General features: G+C 60.5%; 19 protein-coding genes. 10 read left to right on the plus strand and 9 right to left on the minus strand.

Translation table 11 applies throughout. The annotated features are described in order from the left end of the window. Window positions 1-173 precede the first annotated feature (173 nt). Window positions 174-1,736, minus strand: coding sequence for a sigma-54-dependent phenylalanine hydroxylase transcriptional regulator PhhR (locus tag AB4N48_RS16985; protein ID WP_016771113.1), 1,563 nt, complete (start codon window positions 1,734-1,736; stop codon window positions 174-176). Window positions 1,737-2,129: 393 nt separating this feature from the next. On the opposite strand from AB4N48_RS16985, the gene phhA reads away from it, so the two are divergent. From phhA to AB4N48_RS17015, 6 genes are all read left to right on the plus strand, one after another. After that, the gene (gene phhA, locus AB4N48_RS16990; RefSeq protein WP_252883369.1) at window positions 2,130-2,921 is read left to right on the plus strand and encodes a phenylalanine 4-monooxygenase; all 792 of its coding nucleotides are present in this window, start codon (window positions 2,130-2,132) and stop codon (window positions 2,919-2,921) included. 115 nt (window positions 2,922-3,036) lie between these two features. Continuing rightward, window positions 3,037-3,393, plus strand: coding sequence for a 4a-hydroxytetrahydrobiopterin dehydratase (locus AB4N48_RS16995; RefSeq protein ID WP_016771115.1), 357 nt, complete (start codon window positions 3,037-3,039; stop codon window positions 3,391-3,393). Next, entirely contained in the window at window positions 3,393-4,586 is a 1,194-nt protein-coding gene (locus tag AB4N48_RS17000; protein WP_252877682.1) for an amino acid aminotransferase, read from the plus strand. The genes AB4N48_RS16995 and AB4N48_RS17000 overlap by 1 nt, the downstream gene beginning before the upstream one ends. A 347-nt stretch (window positions 4,587-4,933) precedes the next feature. Then, window positions 4,934-5,065, plus strand: coding sequence for a hypothetical protein (locus AB4N48_RS17005; RefSeq protein WP_016771117.1), 132 nt, complete (start codon window positions 4,934-4,936; stop codon window positions 5,063-5,065). Window positions 5,066-5,135: 70 nt separating this feature from the next. Further along, window positions 5,136-5,318, plus strand: a complete 183-nt coding sequence (locus AB4N48_RS17010; protein ID WP_039761215.1) for a hypothetical protein — start codon at window positions 5,136-5,138, stop codon at window positions 5,316-5,318. A 112-nt stretch (window positions 5,319-5,430) separates the two neighbouring features. After that, window positions 5,431-6,618 carry an MFS transporter gene (locus AB4N48_RS17015; RefSeq protein WP_041479047.1) on the plus strand — a complete coding sequence of 396 codons (1,188 nt, stop codon included), beginning with the start codon at window positions 5,431-5,433 and terminating at the stop codon, window positions 6,616-6,618. Here the strand turns inward: AB4N48_RS17015 and arfB are convergent. Together arfB and AB4N48_RS17025 are read right to left on the minus strand one after the other, a co-directional pair. Continuing rightward, a complete protein-coding gene (gene arfB, locus AB4N48_RS17020) occupies window positions 6,615-7,028 on the minus strand; it encodes an alternative ribosome rescue aminoacyl-tRNA hydrolase ArfB (protein ID WP_016771119.1) in 414 nt (137 codons plus the stop codon). The genes AB4N48_RS17015 and arfB overlap by 4 nt on opposite strands. A gap of 223 nt (window positions 7,029-7,251) precedes the next feature. Further along, window positions 7,252-8,664, minus strand: a complete 1,413-nt coding sequence (locus tag AB4N48_RS17025) for an amino acid permease (protein ID WP_056783743.1) — start codon at window positions 8,662-8,664, stop codon at window positions 7,252-7,254. 892 nt (window positions 8,665-9,556) lie between these two features. Between AB4N48_RS17025 and AB4N48_RS17030 the strand changes: the two genes are divergently transcribed. Both AB4N48_RS17030 and AB4N48_RS17035 read left to right on the plus strand, forming a co-directional pair. Next, a complete protein-coding gene (locus AB4N48_RS17030) occupies window positions 9,557-9,694 on the plus strand; it encodes a hypothetical protein (RefSeq protein ID WP_003222780.1) in 138 nt (45 codons plus the stop codon). 71 nt (window positions 9,695-9,765) lie between these two features. Further along, window positions 9,766-10,731 (plus strand): M29 family metallopeptidase, encoded by a 966-nt coding sequence (locus tag AB4N48_RS17035; RefSeq protein ID WP_150636622.1) that lies wholly within the window; start codon window positions 9,766-9,768, stop codon window positions 10,729-10,731. A 196-nt stretch (window positions 10,732-10,927) separates the two neighbouring features. Here the strand turns inward: AB4N48_RS17035 and rluB are convergent, their stop codons facing one another. From rluB to AB4N48_RS17065, 6 genes are all read right to left on the minus strand, one after another. Beyond that, window positions 10,928-12,148: a 23S rRNA pseudouridine(2605) synthase RluB gene (gene rluB / locus AB4N48_RS17040; RefSeq protein ID WP_024012076.1), complete on the minus strand. Its 1,221-nt coding sequence runs from the start codon at window positions 12,146-12,148 to the stop codon at window positions 10,928-10,930. A gap of 142 nt (window positions 12,149-12,290) precedes the next feature. After that, a complete protein-coding gene (locus AB4N48_RS17045) occupies window positions 12,291-12,482 on the minus strand; it encodes a DUF1289 domain-containing protein (RefSeq protein WP_460094020.1) in 192 nt (63 codons plus the stop codon). Between the two features lie 143 nt (window positions 12,483-12,625). Then, window positions 12,626-13,591: an SMC-Scp complex subunit ScpB gene (gene scpB / locus AB4N48_RS17050; protein WP_056783735.1), complete on the minus strand. Its 966-nt coding sequence runs from the start codon at window positions 13,589-13,591 to the stop codon at window positions 12,626-12,628. A gap of 11 nt (window positions 13,592-13,602) precedes the next feature. Next, on the minus strand, window positions 13,603-14,301 hold the full coding sequence (locus AB4N48_RS17055; protein WP_172828192.1) for a segregation and condensation protein A: 699 nt from the start codon (window positions 14,299-14,301) through the stop codon (window positions 13,603-13,605). A 123-nt stretch (window positions 14,302-14,424) separates the two neighbouring features. After that, the gene (locus tag AB4N48_RS17060; protein WP_041478985.1) at window positions 14,425-15,054 is read right to left on the minus strand and encodes an L-threonylcarbamoyladenylate synthase; all 630 of its coding nucleotides are present in this window, start codon (window positions 15,052-15,054) and stop codon (window positions 14,425-14,427) included. A 13-nt stretch (window positions 15,055-15,067) separates the two neighbouring features. Beyond that, window positions 15,068-15,931 carry a PHP domain-containing protein gene (locus tag AB4N48_RS17065; RefSeq protein WP_252868989.1) on the minus strand — a complete coding sequence of 288 codons (864 nt, stop codon included), beginning with the start codon at window positions 15,929-15,931 and terminating at the stop codon, window positions 15,068-15,070. 87 nt (window positions 15,932-16,018) lie between these two features. Here AB4N48_RS17065 and AB4N48_RS17070 point away from each other — a divergent pair, with 87 nt between their 5' ends. Beyond that, complete coding sequence (locus AB4N48_RS17070; RefSeq protein ID WP_024012071.1) at window positions 16,019-16,615, plus strand: septation protein A; 597 nt, start codon at window positions 16,019-16,021, stop codon at window positions 16,613-16,615. Between the two features lies 1 nt (window position 16,616). Further along, window positions 16,617-16,916 carry a YciI family protein gene (locus AB4N48_RS17075; protein ID WP_016771127.1) on the plus strand — a complete coding sequence of 100 codons (300 nt, stop codon included), beginning with the start codon at window positions 16,617-16,619 and terminating at the stop codon, window positions 16,914-16,916. Window positions 16,917-16,942: the final 26 nt, after the last annotated feature.

The following is a 16,942-nucleotide window of genomic DNA, read 5'->3' on the forward strand; positions in this document are numbered from 1 at the left end:
CCGGTTAGTGGCAATCCTGAGTTCGGCGGGGGATGGAGATCCTGTGGCGAGGGGATTTATCCCCGTTCGGCTGCGCAGCAGTCGCCAAGCCTGCAAATGAGGTCGCCGGGAAGAAAAAGCGGGGCGGCTTCGCCGCCCATCGGGGATAAATCCCCTCGCCACAAAGGCTCTATTTAGCTTTCGGAGGTTTTGCCAACCTCATACTCACGCAGCTTGTTGGCAATGGTGGTGTGCGAAACACCGAGCCGCTTGCCCAACTGCCGACTGCTTGGATGCTCGGAATACAAGCGTTCCAGCACCGCTTTTTCGAAACGCCCGACGATCTCGTCCAGACTGCCGTCGAGGGAAAAATCGCCAAGCGGCTGACGCACGCCGTAATCCGGCAGGCGAATATGTTCGGCCTTGACCGTGCCGCCGTCGCACAGGGAAACCGCCTGGAACAGCACGTTCTCCAGTTGCCGCACATTGCCCGGCCAGTGGTAATGGCTGAGGCGATCCATCGCCGCCGGGGCCAGTTTCGGCAGCGGACAACCGATCTGCCGACTGGCCTGGTCGAGAAAGTGTTCAACCAGCGGCGTCAGACCGTCGAGGCACTCGCGCAGCGGCGGGATGTGCAGCGACAGCACGTTCAAGCGGTGATAGAGATCCTGACGAAACTCACCGCGCGCGCACAATTCGGACAAGTCCACCTGCGTCGCGCAGATCACCCGCACGTCCAGATACACCTCTTCATCACTGCCGACGCGACGGAAGCAACCGTCCTGAAGAAAGCGCAGCAATTTGACCTGCAAACGCGGGCTCATCTCGCCGACGCCATCGAGAAACAGCGTGCCGCCAGCGGTCAATTCGAGCAGGCCAAGCTTGCCCTCAGCGCGAGCGCCTTCGAAGGCGCCGGGGCCGTAGCCGAACAACTCGGTCTCGGCCATCGACTCCGGCAGTCCGGCGCAGTTGAGCGCCATCAACGGTGACTGTCCGCGCGGGCTGGCGAGGTGGCAGGCGCGCGCCAGCAATTCCTTGCCAGTGCCAGTTTCGCCTTCTATTAATAGCGGCGCATCCAGCGGCGCCATGCGCCGCGCTTCGCGGACCACAGCGGCCATGACTTTCGAGCTTTGAAAGATGCTGTCGAACCCGCGCAGTTCCTGCTTGCGCACATTGTAGATTCGCTCGCCGACACGGTCGGCGCGATGCAGAGTCAATACGGCGCCGGCCATGGCCTCGCTGTCGTCGTGTTCCGATTGCAGCGGCGCGATGTCAGCGAGAAAGATGTCGCCCTTGACCTTGACCCGCATGCCGTTGATTCGCGATTTGTTGGCGCGCACCAATTCCGGCAAATCGAAATCCTCGGCGTAGCGCGACAGCGGAATCCCCGGCACCTCATCGACGCGCACCCCGAGCAACTGCGCCGCCGCGCGGTTGGCCGCAACGATCGAACCGCCCATGTCGATCGACAGCACCGGAAATTCCAGCGCGCCGAGCAGTGCGTTCAATTCCATGTGCCGGCGTTCGCTGGGCATCAGCCCGACGCGCTTGACCCCGAACACCCCGCCGATTGCCTCGAACTTGGGGCGCAACGCCTGGAACTGGATGTTGATCAGGTTCGGGCAGTGCAGGTAGATCGCATTGCCATGCTCACCACCCACCTCGCCGCGAGCGACGTTGATCCCGTACGCCACCAGCAGATTGAGGATGTCACGCAGGATGCCGATGCGGTTCTGGCAGTGGACTTTGATGCGCATAGAAAAAGGCCCGACAGGTTTGAAAGGTAAACACATGTCCTTGTGGGAGCGAGCCTGCTCGCGAAGGCGCCAGCACATCCAGTATCGATGTGTCAGACAGACCGCTTTCGCGAGCAGGCTCGCTCCCACAGGGTTCTGTGGCGCGCCCGGGGCAGATGTTTCTGTCGAGGCACGCAGATAGTTGTCAAGATTATGTGACAGCCCCGACCCTTTTCAAACCCGCCAATCACCGTAAATGCGCATTACCCGACAAAGCGTAACGATAACTTTACGAAATACGCAGAATTTTCCTACGCACACACCGGTCAACATGCTGCACGCCCTGTCACTCTCGGGTATTCCTTTAGCCATCGCTGGACATAACAAAAACGAATTTCCTAGCAGGAGAGCAGCATGAAGCAGACGCAATACGTGGCTCGCGAGCCCGATGCGCAAGGTTTTATCGACTACCCCGCCGAAGAACATGCGGTGTGGAACACGCTGATCACTCGCCAGTTGAAGGTGATTGAAGGTCGTGCGTGCCAGGAATATCTGGACGGTATCGAAAAACTCGGTCTGCCCCACGACCGCATCCCGCAACTGGCCGAGATCAACAAAGTCCTCGGCGAGACCACCGGCTGGCAGGTTGCCCGGGTGCCGGCGCTGATTCCTTTCCAGACGTTTTTCGAGTTGCTTGCCAGCAAGCAATTCCCCGTCGCCACCTTCATACGTACCCGCGAAGAACTCGACTATCTGCAAGAGCCGGACATCTTTCACGAGATCTTCGGCCACTGCCCGCTACTGACCAACCCCTACTTCGCTGAATTCACCCACACCTATGGCAAGCTCGGCCTGCAGGCGACCAAGGAAGAGCGCGTGTATCTGGCCCGGTTGTACTGGATGACCATCGAATTCGGCCTGGTCGACACCCCGCACGGCAAGCGCATCTACGGCGGCGGGATTCTGTCTTCGCCGAAAGAAACCGTTTACTGCCTGTCGGACGAGCCCGAACATCAGCTCTTCGATCCGCTGGAAGCCATGCGCACGCCGTATCGCATCGACATCCTGCAACCACTGTACTTCGTCCTGCCCAATCTCAAGCGCCTGTTCGATGTGGCCCATGAAGACATCATGGCCATGGTCCGTCAGGGCATGCGGCTGGGCTTGCACGCGCCGAAATTTCCGCCGAAACCCAAAGCCGCCTGAACCGCGACTTTTGCTGACAATTGCGTCTGTCCGTCGCCGCCACTTTGCTTTAGCGTGACGGCATTGACGGCACACGCGCTTTAATAAAAAACACACTCGTTTTCAGGAATCCACCATGTCGACTTTGAACCAAGCCCACTGCGAAGCCTGCCGCGCCGATGCGCCACAAGTCAGCGACGAAGAACTGCCGATACTGATCAAGCAGATCCCTGACTGGAACATCGAAGTACGCGACGGCATCATGCAGCTGGAAAAAGTTTTCCTGTTCAAGAACTTCAAGCACGCGCTGGCGTTCACCAACGCCGTCGGCGAGATCTCCGAGGCCGAAGGTCACCACCCGGGCCTGCTGACCGAGTGGGGCAAAGTCACCGTGACCTGGTGGAGCCACTCGATCAAAGGCCTGCACCGCAACGACTTCATCATGGCTGCGCGCACTGACGAAGTAGCGAAGACCGCAGAAGGACGCAAGTAATGCACTTCGACGCCATCGGCCGGGTCCCCGGCGACCCGATTCTCGGTTTGATGGAGGCCTATGCGCAGGATGCCAATCCGCGCAAGTTCGACCTTGGCGTTGGCGTCTACAAGGATGCCCAGGGCCTGACGCCGATTCCCGAAGCGGTGAAAATCGCCGAAGCGCGACTGGTCGAAAGTCAGGACACCAAGACTTACATCGGTGGTCACGGCAACCCGCTGTTCGGCAAGGTCATCAATGAACTGGTGCTCGGCGCCGACTCACAACTGATCACCGAACAACGCGCCGGCGCCACCCAGACCCCGGGCGGCACCGGCGCCCTGCGTCTGGCTGCCGACTTCATCGCGCAATGCCTGCCGGGCAAAGGCGTGTGGTTGAGCAACCCGACCTGGCCGATCCACGAAACCATTTTCGCCGCCGCCAAGGTCAAGGTCAGCCACTACCCCTATGTGGGCAATGACAATCGCCTCGACGTCGAAGCAATGCTCGCCGTGCTCAAGGAAGTGCCGAAGGGCGACGTGGTGCTGCTGCATGCGTGCTGCCACAACCCGACCGGTTTCGATCTGAGCCATGACGACTGGAAGCGCGTGCTTGAAGTGGTGCGCAGCCGCGATCTGCTGCCGCTGATCGACTTTGCTTATCAGGGTTTTGGTGATGGCCTGGAGCAGGACGCGTGGTCGACCCGGTTGTTCGCGGCGCAAGTGCCGGAGCTGCTGATCACCAGTTCCTGCTCGAAGAACTTCGGACTGTATCGCGACCGCACCGGGGCACTGATCGTCTGCGCGACCAGCGCCGACAAGCTCATCGACATCCGCAGCCAACTGGCCAACATCGCCCGCAATCTGTGGTCGACGCCGCCGGATCACGGCGCGGCGGTGGTCGCGACCATCCTCGCCGATCCAGAGCTGAAAGCGCGCTGGGCCGATGAAGTGGAAGCGATGCGTCTGCGGATCGCCCAGCTGCGCAGCGGTCTGGTCGAAGCGCTGGAACCCCACGGTTTGCGCGAGCGCTTCGCGCACATCGGTGTGCAACGCGGGATGTTCTCCTACACCGGCCTGTCGCCGGAACAGGTGAAAACCCTGCGCGAGCGGCACAGCGTGTACATGGTCAGCTCCGGCCGCGCGAACGTCGCCGGCATCGACGCCACCCGCCTCGCATTACTCGCGGACGCCATCGCCGACGCCTGTAAATAATCCCCCCCGCCCGACTGATCGTTCCCACGCTCTGCGTGGGAATGCCTCTTCGGACGCTCTGCGTCCGCTTTGGGACGCAGAGCGTCCCCGGCTGCATTCCCACGCGGAGCGTGGGAACGATCAAATGCAGGGTCTGGGGCCGCTTCGCAGCCCATCGGGGATAAATCCCCTCGCCACGAAAGCCCACTCCCACATTTGGTTTTTGTGGTCGCCTCCCCTCCCTGCGGCCATCTGTCGCATTAATTTGAATTAAAAGTCTGATTGTCATTTTTCCTGCTGTATCCTGCGCAGGCTTTGTAAAGCGCGGAGCACCTGATCTATCAACAGACTTAGCGAGGAGCGCACCCATGCACGAGATTCCCAATCTCCCCTTCCCAAGCCTGCACGTACCTGAGCAGACGACCCCGCAACACGCCGGCGCCGAAAAGCCCGAGCCGCAAGAAGCCGCTGACAGCCGCAAGGCCGACAGCGAAGAGTAAGACCCGCCGTACAGACCGTGTGGAAAGCGCTAACATGCGCTTTCCACACTGCCTGAAACCCGAGCCCGCCATGACCGACGAATTCTCCGAAAGCCAAGCTGCCGTGCTGATCGGCGCCACCGAGAAGATGATCGAGATCTGGAATCGCCTCTCGCCCGAGAAGCAAGCTGCCCTGCTCGAACGTTTCGGCAGCGAAGAAAACGCCCTCGCCGCCCTCGTCACCACGCAACTGGTCGCCCCGGCGAAATCGTGAAAGCGCCGCCCGGCAAATAGTTTTACTTTTCCCCGCCCCTGAACGGTTCACGCCGGTATCATGAGCAGCCTATCTAATCTGCTGCTCCCGTGGATCGTTACCCATGTCGTCTATATCCGAGCCCCAGCGTCCGCTGGCGGTTACGCTGCAAGTAGTCTCCATCGTCCTCTTCACCTTCATCGGTTACCTGAACATCGGCATCCCGCTCGCCGTGTTGCCGGGCTATGTCCACAGTGACCTTGGTTTCGGCGCCGTGATCGCCGGGCTGGTGATCAGCGTGCAATACCTTGCCACCCTGCTCAGCCGCCCGTATGCCGGCAAGATCATCGACAACCAGGGCAGTAAACGCGCAGTGATGATTGGCCTCGCTGGTTGCGGCTTGAGCGGTGTGTTCATGCTGATTTCCGCGTGGACACCGAACCTGCCGCTGCTCAGTCTGATCAGCCTCTTAATTGGCCGTCTGGTGCTGGGCAGTGCGGAAAGCCTGGTCGGTTCCGGTTCGATTGGCTGGGGTATCGGACGGGTCGGCGCGGCGAATACGGCGAAAGTGATTTCCTGGAACGGCATCGCCAGTTACGGCGCCCTGGCGATCGGCGCGCCGTTCGGTGTATGGCTGGTAAGCAGGTTGGGGCTGTGGAGCATGGGCGTGAGCATCATCCTTCTCGCCCTGCTCGGTCTGGCGCTGGCATGGCCGAAGACCGCCGCACCGATCGTCGCCGGTGAACGCCTGCCGTTCATGCATGTGCTGGGCAAAGTCTTCCCCCACGGCTGCGGGCTCGCGCTGGGTTCGATCGGCTTCGGCACCATCGCCACTTTCATCACCCTGTACTACGCGACCCAGCACTGGGACAACGCGGTGCTGTGCCTGAGCCTGTTCGGCGCCAGCTTCATCGGCGCGCGGCTGCTGTTCGGCAACCTGATCAACCGCCTCGGCGGATTCCGCGTGGCGATTGCCTGCCTGTCGGTGGAAACGTTGGGTTTGTTGTTGCTGTGGATCGCGCCGGATGCGCATTGGGCACTGGCGGGCGCGGCGCTGAGCGGTTTCGGCTTCTCGCTGGTGTTCCCGGCGCTGGGCGTGGAGGCGGTGAATCTGGTGCCGGCCTCGAGCCGTGGCGCGGCGGTCGGTGCCTATTCACTGTTCATTGATTTGTCGCTGGGGATCACCGGGCCGCTGGCCGGGGCGATCGCAGCAGGATTCGGTTTTGCTTCGATCTTCCTGTTCGCCGCATTTGCAGCGTTGAGCGGCCTTGGCTTGAGTGTCTATCTGTACAAGCACACGGCGAAGTATCGCGAGGTTTAGAAGTCCACCTTGCCGCGCCCGGCCTTGATACTGCCGCGCTTGGTTTTCGACTCCAGCCGACGCTTCTTCGAGCCAAGGGTCGGCTTGGTCGGGCGGCGTTTCTTTTCCACTTTGGTGGCGCTGAGAATCAGCTCGACCAGCCGCTCCAGCGCATCGGCTCGATTGGCTTCCTGGGTTCGGTATTGCTGCGCCTTGATGATCAGCACGCCATCGCTGGTGATACGGCTGTCACGCAGTGCCAGCAGGCGTTCCTTGTAGAACTCCGGCAACGACGAGTTGGGAATGTCGAAGCGCAAGTGCATGGCGCTGGAGACCTTGTTGACATTCTGCCCACCGGCGCCTTGCGCGCGGATGGCGGTCAATTCGATCTCGGCATCCGGCAGATGCACGTTGTTGGAAATCACCAGCATGGAAAAGCGTCCGTAATCAGAGCGTGCAGGATAACCCGATTCACTCAACCTCTGTGGGAGCGAGCCTGCTCGCGAAGGCGGTGTGTCAGTCGATGCAGATGTTTCTGATGGACCGCTTTCGCGAGCAGGCTCGCTCCCACAGGGTTCGGTGTGATGCCAGATTTTTCCATTTCAAAAAAACAAACCCGGCACTTGGCCGGGCTTGCTGTTTCTGCTTGAGCGGTTACTTGGCGATCACTGGCAGCGCCTGCTGGGCACTGCGCTTGTTCTTGATCAGGTAGCAGACCCACATGAACACCACCCACACCGGAATCGCGTATACCGATATCTGAATCCCCGGGATCAGCAGCATCACGCCGAGGATGAACACCACGAACGCCAGGCAGACGAAGTTGCCGTACGGGTACCACAGCGCCTTGAACAGCGGCGTCTGCTTGGTCTGGTTCATGTGCTGGCGGAACTTGAAGTGCGAGTAGCTGATCATCGCCCAGTTGATCACCAGCGTCGCAACCACCAGCGACATCAGCAGTTCCAGCGCGTGCTGCGGGATCAGGTAGTTGAGCAACACGGCAACCAGCGTCACTGCCGCCGAAGCCAGAATCGAACGCACCGGCACACCGCGCTTGTCGATCTTCGCCAGACCTTTCGGCGCATCACCCTGCTCGGCCATGCCCAGCAGCATACGGCTGTTGCAGTAGGTGCCGCTGTTGTATACCGACAGCGCGGCGGTCAGCACGACGAAGTTGAGGATGTGCGCGGCGGTGTTGCTGCCGAGCATCGAGAACACTTGCACGAACGGGCTGCCGCTGTACGAATCGCCGGACGCGTTGAGGGTTTCCAGCAGACTGTCCCATGGGGTCAGCGACAGCAGGATTACCAGCGCGCCGATGTAGAAAATCAGGATGCGGTAGATCACCTGGTTGATCGCTTTCGGAATCACGGTTTTGGGTTTATCGGCTTCAGCAGCAGTGAAGCCGAGCATTTCCAGACCGCCGAAGGAGAACATGATAATCGCCATGGCCATCACCAGACCGCTCACCCCATTGGGGAAGAAACCGCCGTGGGACCACAGGTTGGAGACCGAGGCTTGCGGGCCGCCGTGGCCGCTGACCAGCAGGTAGCTGCCCAGGGCGATCATGCCAACGATGGCCACAACCTTGATGATCGCAAACCAGAATTCGGCTTCACCGAAGACTTTGACGTTGGCCAGGTTGATCGCGTTGATCAGCACGAAGAATGCAGCAGCGGAGACCCAGGTCGGGATGTCCGGCGCCCAGTAATGGATGTACTTGCCGACCGCTGTCAGCTCGGACATGCCCACCAGAATGTACAGAATCCAGCAGTTCCAGCCCGAGAGGAAACCGGCGAAACCGCCCCAGTATTTGTGGGCGAAGTGGCTGAAGGAACCGGCCACCGGCTCTTCGACGATCATTTCGCCGAGCTGGCGCATGATCATGAAGGCGATGAAGCCGCAAATGGCGTAGCCGAGGATCATCGACGGGCCGGCGGATTTCAGTACCCCGGCAGAACCGAGGAACAATCCGGTACCGATCGCGCCACCGAGGGCGATCAGTTGAATATGGCGATTTTTCAGGCCGCGCTTTAGCTCGCCTGATTGCGAGGGTTGTCCACTCATGAAAAAGGTCTCACGCAAGGTTTGATGATGTTCAGTAGACGTTGCTGCAAGGTTGCGATTTCAGGCAGCCCCGATCAAACCCCAGCGCAGGCACCAGGAGTTCAGCTCATTTACAACGGTCATGCGTCACCTGTTTGTTTTTATCTGTGACGAAATCGAACCCGGCACGCTTGTGGCGCGGCGGAGTGAACAAGGCGGATAGCCTCGAGATTTTTGCGATTACGCAGAGGGTCACAGTTAAAACGCGGCGCATTGTACACCGCTAACCCCCTGCTGCCAGACCCGCCTGATCAGCGTGTCGGTTGCCGGGATTGCATGTGTCCGCCTCGACAGTCTCGAGCGGCTGCAAAATGTGAGTCAGGCCTTTGCAGGCCATCTACGGGGACGAGGAGAAAACCGTCCCACGGGGAGAAGTGGAAATCAGTCGCGGCGTACATTGCGCCTCCTTCTTGTTATTCGCCTGCACGACAGGCATGGGGCGCATCACACCCTGCCTGAAGGCTGGAAACAAGCGCGCCAGAGCCCTGCGCGGCAGCTGTTCTCCCGGCTTACGGAAGCTTTTCCTTACAACCGATGCGGAGGCGGGAAATCACCGCTCCGGCGGGGTCTTTTCGTCACGTTTTGTTTACAACGCGTAACGAATATTTTCCGAATCAGAAATTTCCGAAGGACGTCTGCATATTGACGGTAGCTAGCTTGCTATCAATTTCGCCTGCCTAGTTTTTTGTTTTCAAATAAGAAAACCGATCCTGAAAAACAGAACAAAAAGTCTATTTAAAAATTAAATGGATAAAATTTTGCATTACGAAAAAGCCTCAACTAGGTTTTTCACGTCTCACCGGCCACCTCGACCGGTCAGTCATAAACCGTGAAATTCTCTAGGAGATCGACCATGCAAGCACTGGAAAAAGACTTGGATACCGAACTGCAACTGGACGAATGGTTTGAAGCGCCAACCCATGAGGCCGCTGTGGAAATGATGCAAGCCGACGCGGTGGTTCCGTTCGGCACGGCGATGTGGCCTCTGTAAGACATCCCGGGCAGGCACGGTCCGGCCGGTCGTGCCTGCCGCTTCATTCCCCGGTCAGTCAGGGAGGATTCATGGACAAGCCCCGCGCCATCTCGCATTTCCTTTACTACCTCGAACATCACCCTGCCCTCGCCGGCCTCGACTCGGCGAAGGTCATGCTGGGCCACACCGCCGATTACGAAGCCCTGACCGGCGCCATTGCCGAACAGGCCGGCGAGCATCCGCGCTTCCAGTTCAGCGCTCGGCGTCTGGACCTGGAAAGTACCGCAGCGCTGTCCGAGGCAATTGCCGACAGCGATCTGTACATTTTCTTCTACGACTCTTCCACCCTGCCCAACCCACGCCCCGACGGCCCGGAATTCGTCCGCGCACTGCAAGCGGTGATGGCAGAAAACTGGAAGAAGTCGCTGCTGTTCAAGGATTACGGCGACTATTTCTACGACACCTTCAGCATCACCCCGCAACGCATCGCCGGACTCAACAGTCACTTGATCCAGCGCATGTCCCAAGCGACCACGCTGAGTTTCAAGGATGACCACGGTTCATGGTTCGAAACGCCGATGAGCAGCATCAAGAAGTGGACCGACATCAACGGCGTCGGCAACTTTGACCTCGCCCCCGGCGAAATCGCCACCCACAGCGAAGCTATCAACGGCCATGTGAAGTTCAAGGGCACCTTCCTCAGCACCATCCCCTTCGCGCGCAAGTACGGCGTGCTGGAATCGCCGCTGGAGCTGTGGATCGAGAACTCGACCATCAGCCGCATCGCCACCGACGTGCCGGGGCTGGAGCAGGATTTCAACAAGTACCTGGATGCCAACCCGTCGAACCGGCGGATTGAGGAGTTGGGGATTGGCACCAACGAAGGCGTGAAGGATCTGTATGCGCGCAATGCCGGGTTTGAGGAGCGGCATTGTGGGCTGCATCTCGGATTGGGCGGTGGCGCCAAGGGCAGTCATCACCTGGATCTGATCTTTTCGGGCGGGGTGTTGGCGCTGGATGACAAGCCGGTTTTCGATGGCCGATTTGTGTTTTAGGCGACTGACGCCTTCGCGAGCAGGCTCGCTCCCACAGGGATTTATGTTCGACGCAACTCCAATGTGGGAGCGAGCCTGCTCGCGAAGAGGCCCAATCAGACGCTACATGAGTTTCGCCAGACGAAAAAAAACGCCAACCCTAAGGTTGGCGTTTTTGCTTCAACTTGCAGCTTGCAGCTAGAAACTCACAGCTGCCTCACTCAGGCTTCTTGCGTCCGAACCCCGGGCGCTGACCGGAACCAGCCGGTGCGCCGCGACGCTTGCCCGACGGTTTGTCGCCATCGACCAGTTTGATCCCCGGACGCTTCGGCGCCGGTTTGGCCGGGCGCTTGTTGGTGGTGTCGGCTGGACGATCCGCCACTGGCGTACCGCGACCGGCCGGTGCACGACCTTCGCCACGCTCAGTACGGCCATTGGCCGGACGCGGTGCGCGCTCGCCGTCACGGGCGACTGGCTTGCGACCTGGACGCTCGCCTTCGATCTGCGGCTCACGGCTCGGGCGCGGCGCGGTCGGTGCGCCGGCGGCTGGACGCAGGGTGCGTACGCGCTCGGTCTTGGCCATCGGCCGCGACGATTTGCGCTGCATGCGTTCGAGCTTGTCCTTGCTCTTGGCGTTCAGCTGCGGCATTGCCACCGGCGTCAGGCCGACTTCGGCGCTGAGGACGTCGACTTCGTACTGGCTCATTTCGCGCCAGCGACCCATCGGCAGGTCGGAGTTGAGGAACACCGGACCGAAACGCACGCGCTTCAGACGGCTGACCACCAGACCTTGGGATTCCCACAGACGACGCACTTCACGGTTGCGCCCTTCCATGACCACGCAGTGGTACCAGTGGTTGAAACCCTCACCGCCCGGCGCCTGTTGAATGTCGGTGAAACGCGCCGGGCCGTCTTCCAGCACCACGCCGGCCTTCAGGCGTTCGATCATCTCGTCGTCGACTTCACCGCGTACACGCACGGCGTACTCGCGGTCCATCTCGTAGGACGGGTGCATCAGACGGTTGGCCAGCTCACCGTCAGTAGTGAACATCAGCAGACCGGTGGTGTTGATGTCGAGACGGCCGATGTTGATCCAGCGGCCTTCTTTCGGACGCGGCAGCTTGTCGAACACGGTCGGACGGCCTTCCGGGTCGTCACGGGTGCAGATTTCGCCGTCGGGCTTGTTGTACATGATCACGCGGCGCACCGACTCGGCGGCCTCTTCGCGTTTGATCACTTTGCCATCGATGGTGATGGCGTCGTGCATGTCGACGCGCAGGCCGAGGGTGGCGTCTTTGCCATTGACCTTGATCCGGCCCTGGCTGATCCAGGATTCCACGTCACGGCGCGAGCCGACGCCGATACGGGCGAGGACCTTCTGCAGCTTTTCGCCTGCTGGGCCGATTTCCTGGTCGTCTTTCTGATTGATGTCACTCATCTGGGCACCTCCCGGTGTGGTCTGTTCAGGCGGCGCCTGAAGTATTGAAAACTGGGTCCAGGCCGAAGGGATCGGCGAAGGGTCGCGAATCATACGCGGATGTGCGCCGTCGCGCATCAGAGACTAGCTGATCGATTGCCGGTTATTTCTTTTTCCGCCGACCGGCACCACCGAGTTTGATCAGGCGCAGCGCGGCTTCGGCCAGCACGGTGCGCTTGTCGTCCTTGTCGAGTTTCTTCCAGGCCTTGATCTCGCGCTTGCTGCGGCCACAGCCCAGGCAGATGTCGTCGAAGAATTTGCAGAGGCTGATGCAGGGGTCTTTGGTTGAGCTCATCGCAATCTCCAGAACGACATTTCACCCTGTGGGAGCGAGCCTGCTCGCGAAGGCCCGTTGTCATTCAGCATTAATGTATCTGACACACCGCCTTCGCGAGCAGGCTCGCTCCCACAGCGTCTTCACTGGTTTCTCGATAGGCGTCAGTCTTCGAACTCGCGCCGTTCGGCTTCGATCGCCTCGGCCAGTGCGCGGGCTTCGGCTTCTTCTTCGCTGAGTTCCGGTTCAGGCTGTTCGAGGGCGGCAACGGCGGCCAGGAGTTTCTCGCGGGCCTCGGCGACACCGAGAATGTCTTCTTCCGGTTCGGCGTCAGGCGCCGCTTCAAGTTCAACTTCAGCTTCAACAACCGGCGCGATGATCTCAGGCTCAGACACCGGCGCTTCGCCATCCACCGCATCACGCAGCAAGTCGTCAAAGTCGGTTTTGATGCCTTCTTCCATGCTGTCCAGCTCCAGCAGCAGGGAATGGAAACTGGTTTCTTCCTTCTCCTCCTCCGGCTCGGCGCTGGCGTCGGCCAGTTCCTGCAGACTCTGCGGCACCGGCGCGTCGTCGAAGTCGAGCACCGGTTCGGCTTCCATCTCGCGCAGTTCGGCCAGCGGCGGCAGGTCTTCGAGGTTTTTCAGGTTGAAGTGGTCGAGAAACGCCTTGGTCGTGGCGAACATAGCCGGTTTGCCCGGCACGTCCCGATAGCCGACGACGCGGATCCACTCACGCTCGAGCAAGGTCTTGACGATGTTGCTGTTGACCGCCACGCCACGCACGTCTTCGATCTCGCCACGGGTGATCGGCTGGCGATAGGCGATCAGCGCGATGGTCTCCAGCAACGCACGGGAATAGCGCTGCGGGCGTTCTTCCCACAGACGGCCGACCCACGGTGAAAACTTCTCGCGGATCTGCAAGCGATAGCCCGACGAGACTTCCTTGAGTTCAAAGGCGCGGCCCTCGCAGGACTTGCCGAGCAGGGTCAGGGCTTTCTTGAAGACCGCCGGCTCCGGCCGCTCGCCTTCTTCAAACAGTTCATACAGGCGCTCAAGGGATTGCGGCTTTCCCGAGGCCAACAGAAAGGCTTCAAGCAGGGACGCCAGCTCGCGGGGTTCAGTCAGGTTCATACAGGGACTCGTTATTCGGCTCGGGCTCGCACGTGGATCGCGGCGAACGGCTCATTCTGCACCAGCTCGACCAAGGATTCCTTGACCAGTTCAAGGATCGCCATGAAGGTCACCACCACACCCAGGCGGCCTTCTTCAGCGGTGAACAGCTCGACAAACGGCACGAAGCCGCCGCCCTTGAGCCGTTCCAGCACATCGCTCATGCGTTCGCGGGTGGACAGCGCTTCGCGACTGACCTGGTGGCTTTCGAACATGTCGCCACGGCGCAGCACCTCGGCCATGCACATCAGAATCTCTTCCAGCGCGACGTCGGGCAACAGCTTGCGCGCCCGCGCTTCCGGGGCGTCGAGCTTGGGCACGATCACATCGCGGCCGACCCGGCTCAACCCATCGATACCTTCGGCAGCAGCCTTGAAACGCTCGTATTCCTGCAAGCGGCGGATCAATTCGGCGCGTGGATCGTCTTCTTCATCTTCGACGGTTTCAGCGCGCGGCAGAAGCATGCGCGACTTGATCTCGGCGAGCATCGCCGCCATCACCAGATATTCGGCAGCCAGTTCCAAGCGCACCGATTGCATCAACTCGACATAGCCCATGTACTGGCGGGTGATTTCCGCCACTGGGATGTCGAGGATATTGATGTTCTGTTTGCGGATCAGGTACAGCAGCAGGTCGAGCGGGCCTTCGAAGGCTTCAAGAAAGACTTCCAGCGCATCGGGCGGGATGTACAGGTCCAGCGGCATTTCCATGACCGCCTGACCATAGACCATCGCGAACGGCAGTTCCTGCTGGGCGCCGGCCTGGGGATCGACCACGGTTTCCACTGCGGACATTCAGGCCTCGACCATGAACGGCGTCGGATCGCCGCAACCGACGCGGACCACTTCCGGGTCGTCGCCAGTCAGGTCAATCACCGTCGAGGCCTTGATGCCGCCAAAGCCGCCGTCGATGATCAGATCGACCTGGTGCTCGAGCAACTGGCGCATTTCGTAGGGATCGGTAAGTGGGTCTTCATCGCCGGGCATGATCAGCGTCACGCTCATCAGCGGCTCGCCGAGTTCGGCCAGCAGCGCCAGCGCGATCGGATGGCTTGGCACGCGCAGGCCGATGGTGCGTTTTTTCGGATGCAGCAACAGGCGCGGCACTTCGCGGGTGGCGTTGAGAATAAAGGTGTAAGGCCCCGGCAGGTGCGCCTTGAGAATGCGGAAGGTGCCGGTGTCGATCTTGGCGTAATTGCCCAGTTGCGACAGGTCGCTGCAGATCAGCGCGAAGTTGTGCTTTTCATCGAGCTGACGCAGACGTCGCACACGCTCGATGGCGGTCTTGTCGCCGATCTGGCAACCAATGGCGTAGGACGAGTCCGTGGGATAAATCACCACCCCGCCTTTGCGGATGATCTCGACCGCCTGTTTGATCAGGCGCGCTTGCGGGTTTTCCGGATGTATCTGGAAAAATTGACTCACATTCTCTACCTGTTCAGACGGCGGCAATATCTGTGTCATGTTTGAACCGACACCACAGGGGTGGAAGGTCCTCGGGAACCGGCCGGTACTGGCCGATCTCGGACCAGCCGCCAGGGCCATGGAAGTCACTGCCGGCGCTGACCAGCAGACCGAACTCACGGGCAAGGATCGCCAGGCTGCCCACCTGTTCTGCGGGCTGATGGCCATTGACCACCTCGATAGCATGCCCGCCTGCTTGAATATAGTCGGCAATCAGCTTTCGGCGCTTGCTACGCGTGAAATCGTAGTGCCATGGATGCGCCAGGCTGACCCAGGCACCGGCGGCGCGCAGGGTGCCGACAGTGTCTTCCAGCGTCGGCCAGTGCAGTTTGACGTCGCCGAGTTTGCCGGCGCCGAGCCATTTGCGGAACGCCTCGGCGCGATCCTTTACATAACCTTCTCGCACCATCCAGTCGGCGAAATGCGGCCGGGCCGGCGCGTTGCCGCTGTCGCCCAGTTCCTGCTGGATCTGCCGGGCGCCGTCGAGGGCACCGGGCATCCCCTTGAGTGCGAGCTTGCGGCTTATTTCTTCCGACCGCAGCCAGCGGCCATCGTGCAATTTGGCGATCGCTTCCACTAACGGCGCAGCGTTGACGTCGAAGCCGTAACCCAGCACGTGAATAGTCGCCCCGCCCCAGGTGCAGGACAATTCGACGCCGTTGACCAGTTGCATGCCCAACTCGGTGGCGGCAGCACGCGCCTCGGCGAGCCCCTCAAGAGTGTCGTGGTCGGTCAACGCCAGGACTCGCACGCCGTTTTCGAACGCACGCGCAACCAGAACCGCAGGCGCCAGGGCGCCATCGGAGGCCGTGCTGTGGCAGTGCAAATCAACATTCACGGGGAGTTGTAACCTCAAATCAGCTGGCGCTATCGCGCGCCCATATGTTTGTTATTATGCCGCCACATCCAGCTTCTGGCTCTCACTGTGAAACAATTCATCGATTTCATCCCGCTTCTGCTGTTCTTCATCGTTTACAAACTTGATCCACGGGTCGTCGACATTGCCGGCCAGCAAGTGACCGTAGGCGGTATCTACAGCGCCACGGCGATGCTGATCATCAGTTCCCTGGTGGTGTACGGCGCGCTGTTCATCAAGCAGCGCAAGCTGGAAAAGAGCCAGTGGCTGACGCTGATCGCCTGTCTGGTATTCGGCAGCCTGACGCTGGCCTTCCACAGCGAAACCTTCCTGAAATGGAAAGCGCCGGTGGTCAACTGGCTGTTCGCTGCGGCGTTCATCGGTAGCCACTTCATCGGCGATCGCTTGCTGATCAAACGCATCATGGGTCACGCGCTGACCCTGCCGGACCCGGTCTGGACCCGCCTGAACATCGCCTGGATCGCGTTCTTCCTGTTCTGCGGCGCCGCCAACCTGTTCGTCGCTTTCACCTTTCAGAGCATCTGGGTCGACTTCAAGGTGTTCGGCAGCCTGGGCATGACCGTGCTGTTCCTGGTCGCACAGGGCGTTTACCTGTCGCGCCATCTGCATGACACCGATACCACAACGCCAAAAACCGAGGACTGACATGCTCTACGCCATCATTGCCACCGACGTTGCCAACTCGCTCGAAGCTCGCCTGTCCGCGCGCCCGGCGCATCTGGAACGCCTGCAAGCGCTCAAGGGCGAAGGCCGCATCGTGCTGGCCGGCCCGCACCCGGCGGTCGACAGCAATGATCCGGGCGCAGCGGGGTTCACCGGCAGCCTGATCGTCGCCGAGTTCGACTCCCTCAGCGCCGCTCAGGCCTGGGCCGATGCCGACCCGTACATCGCCGCTGGCGTTTACGCCAATGTGATCGTCAAGCCGTTCAAGCAAGTCCTGCCTTAAGTCCTGCCACGCGATGAACCTTCTCG

The organism is Pseudomonas sp. S2_C11 (assembly GCF_054668395.1).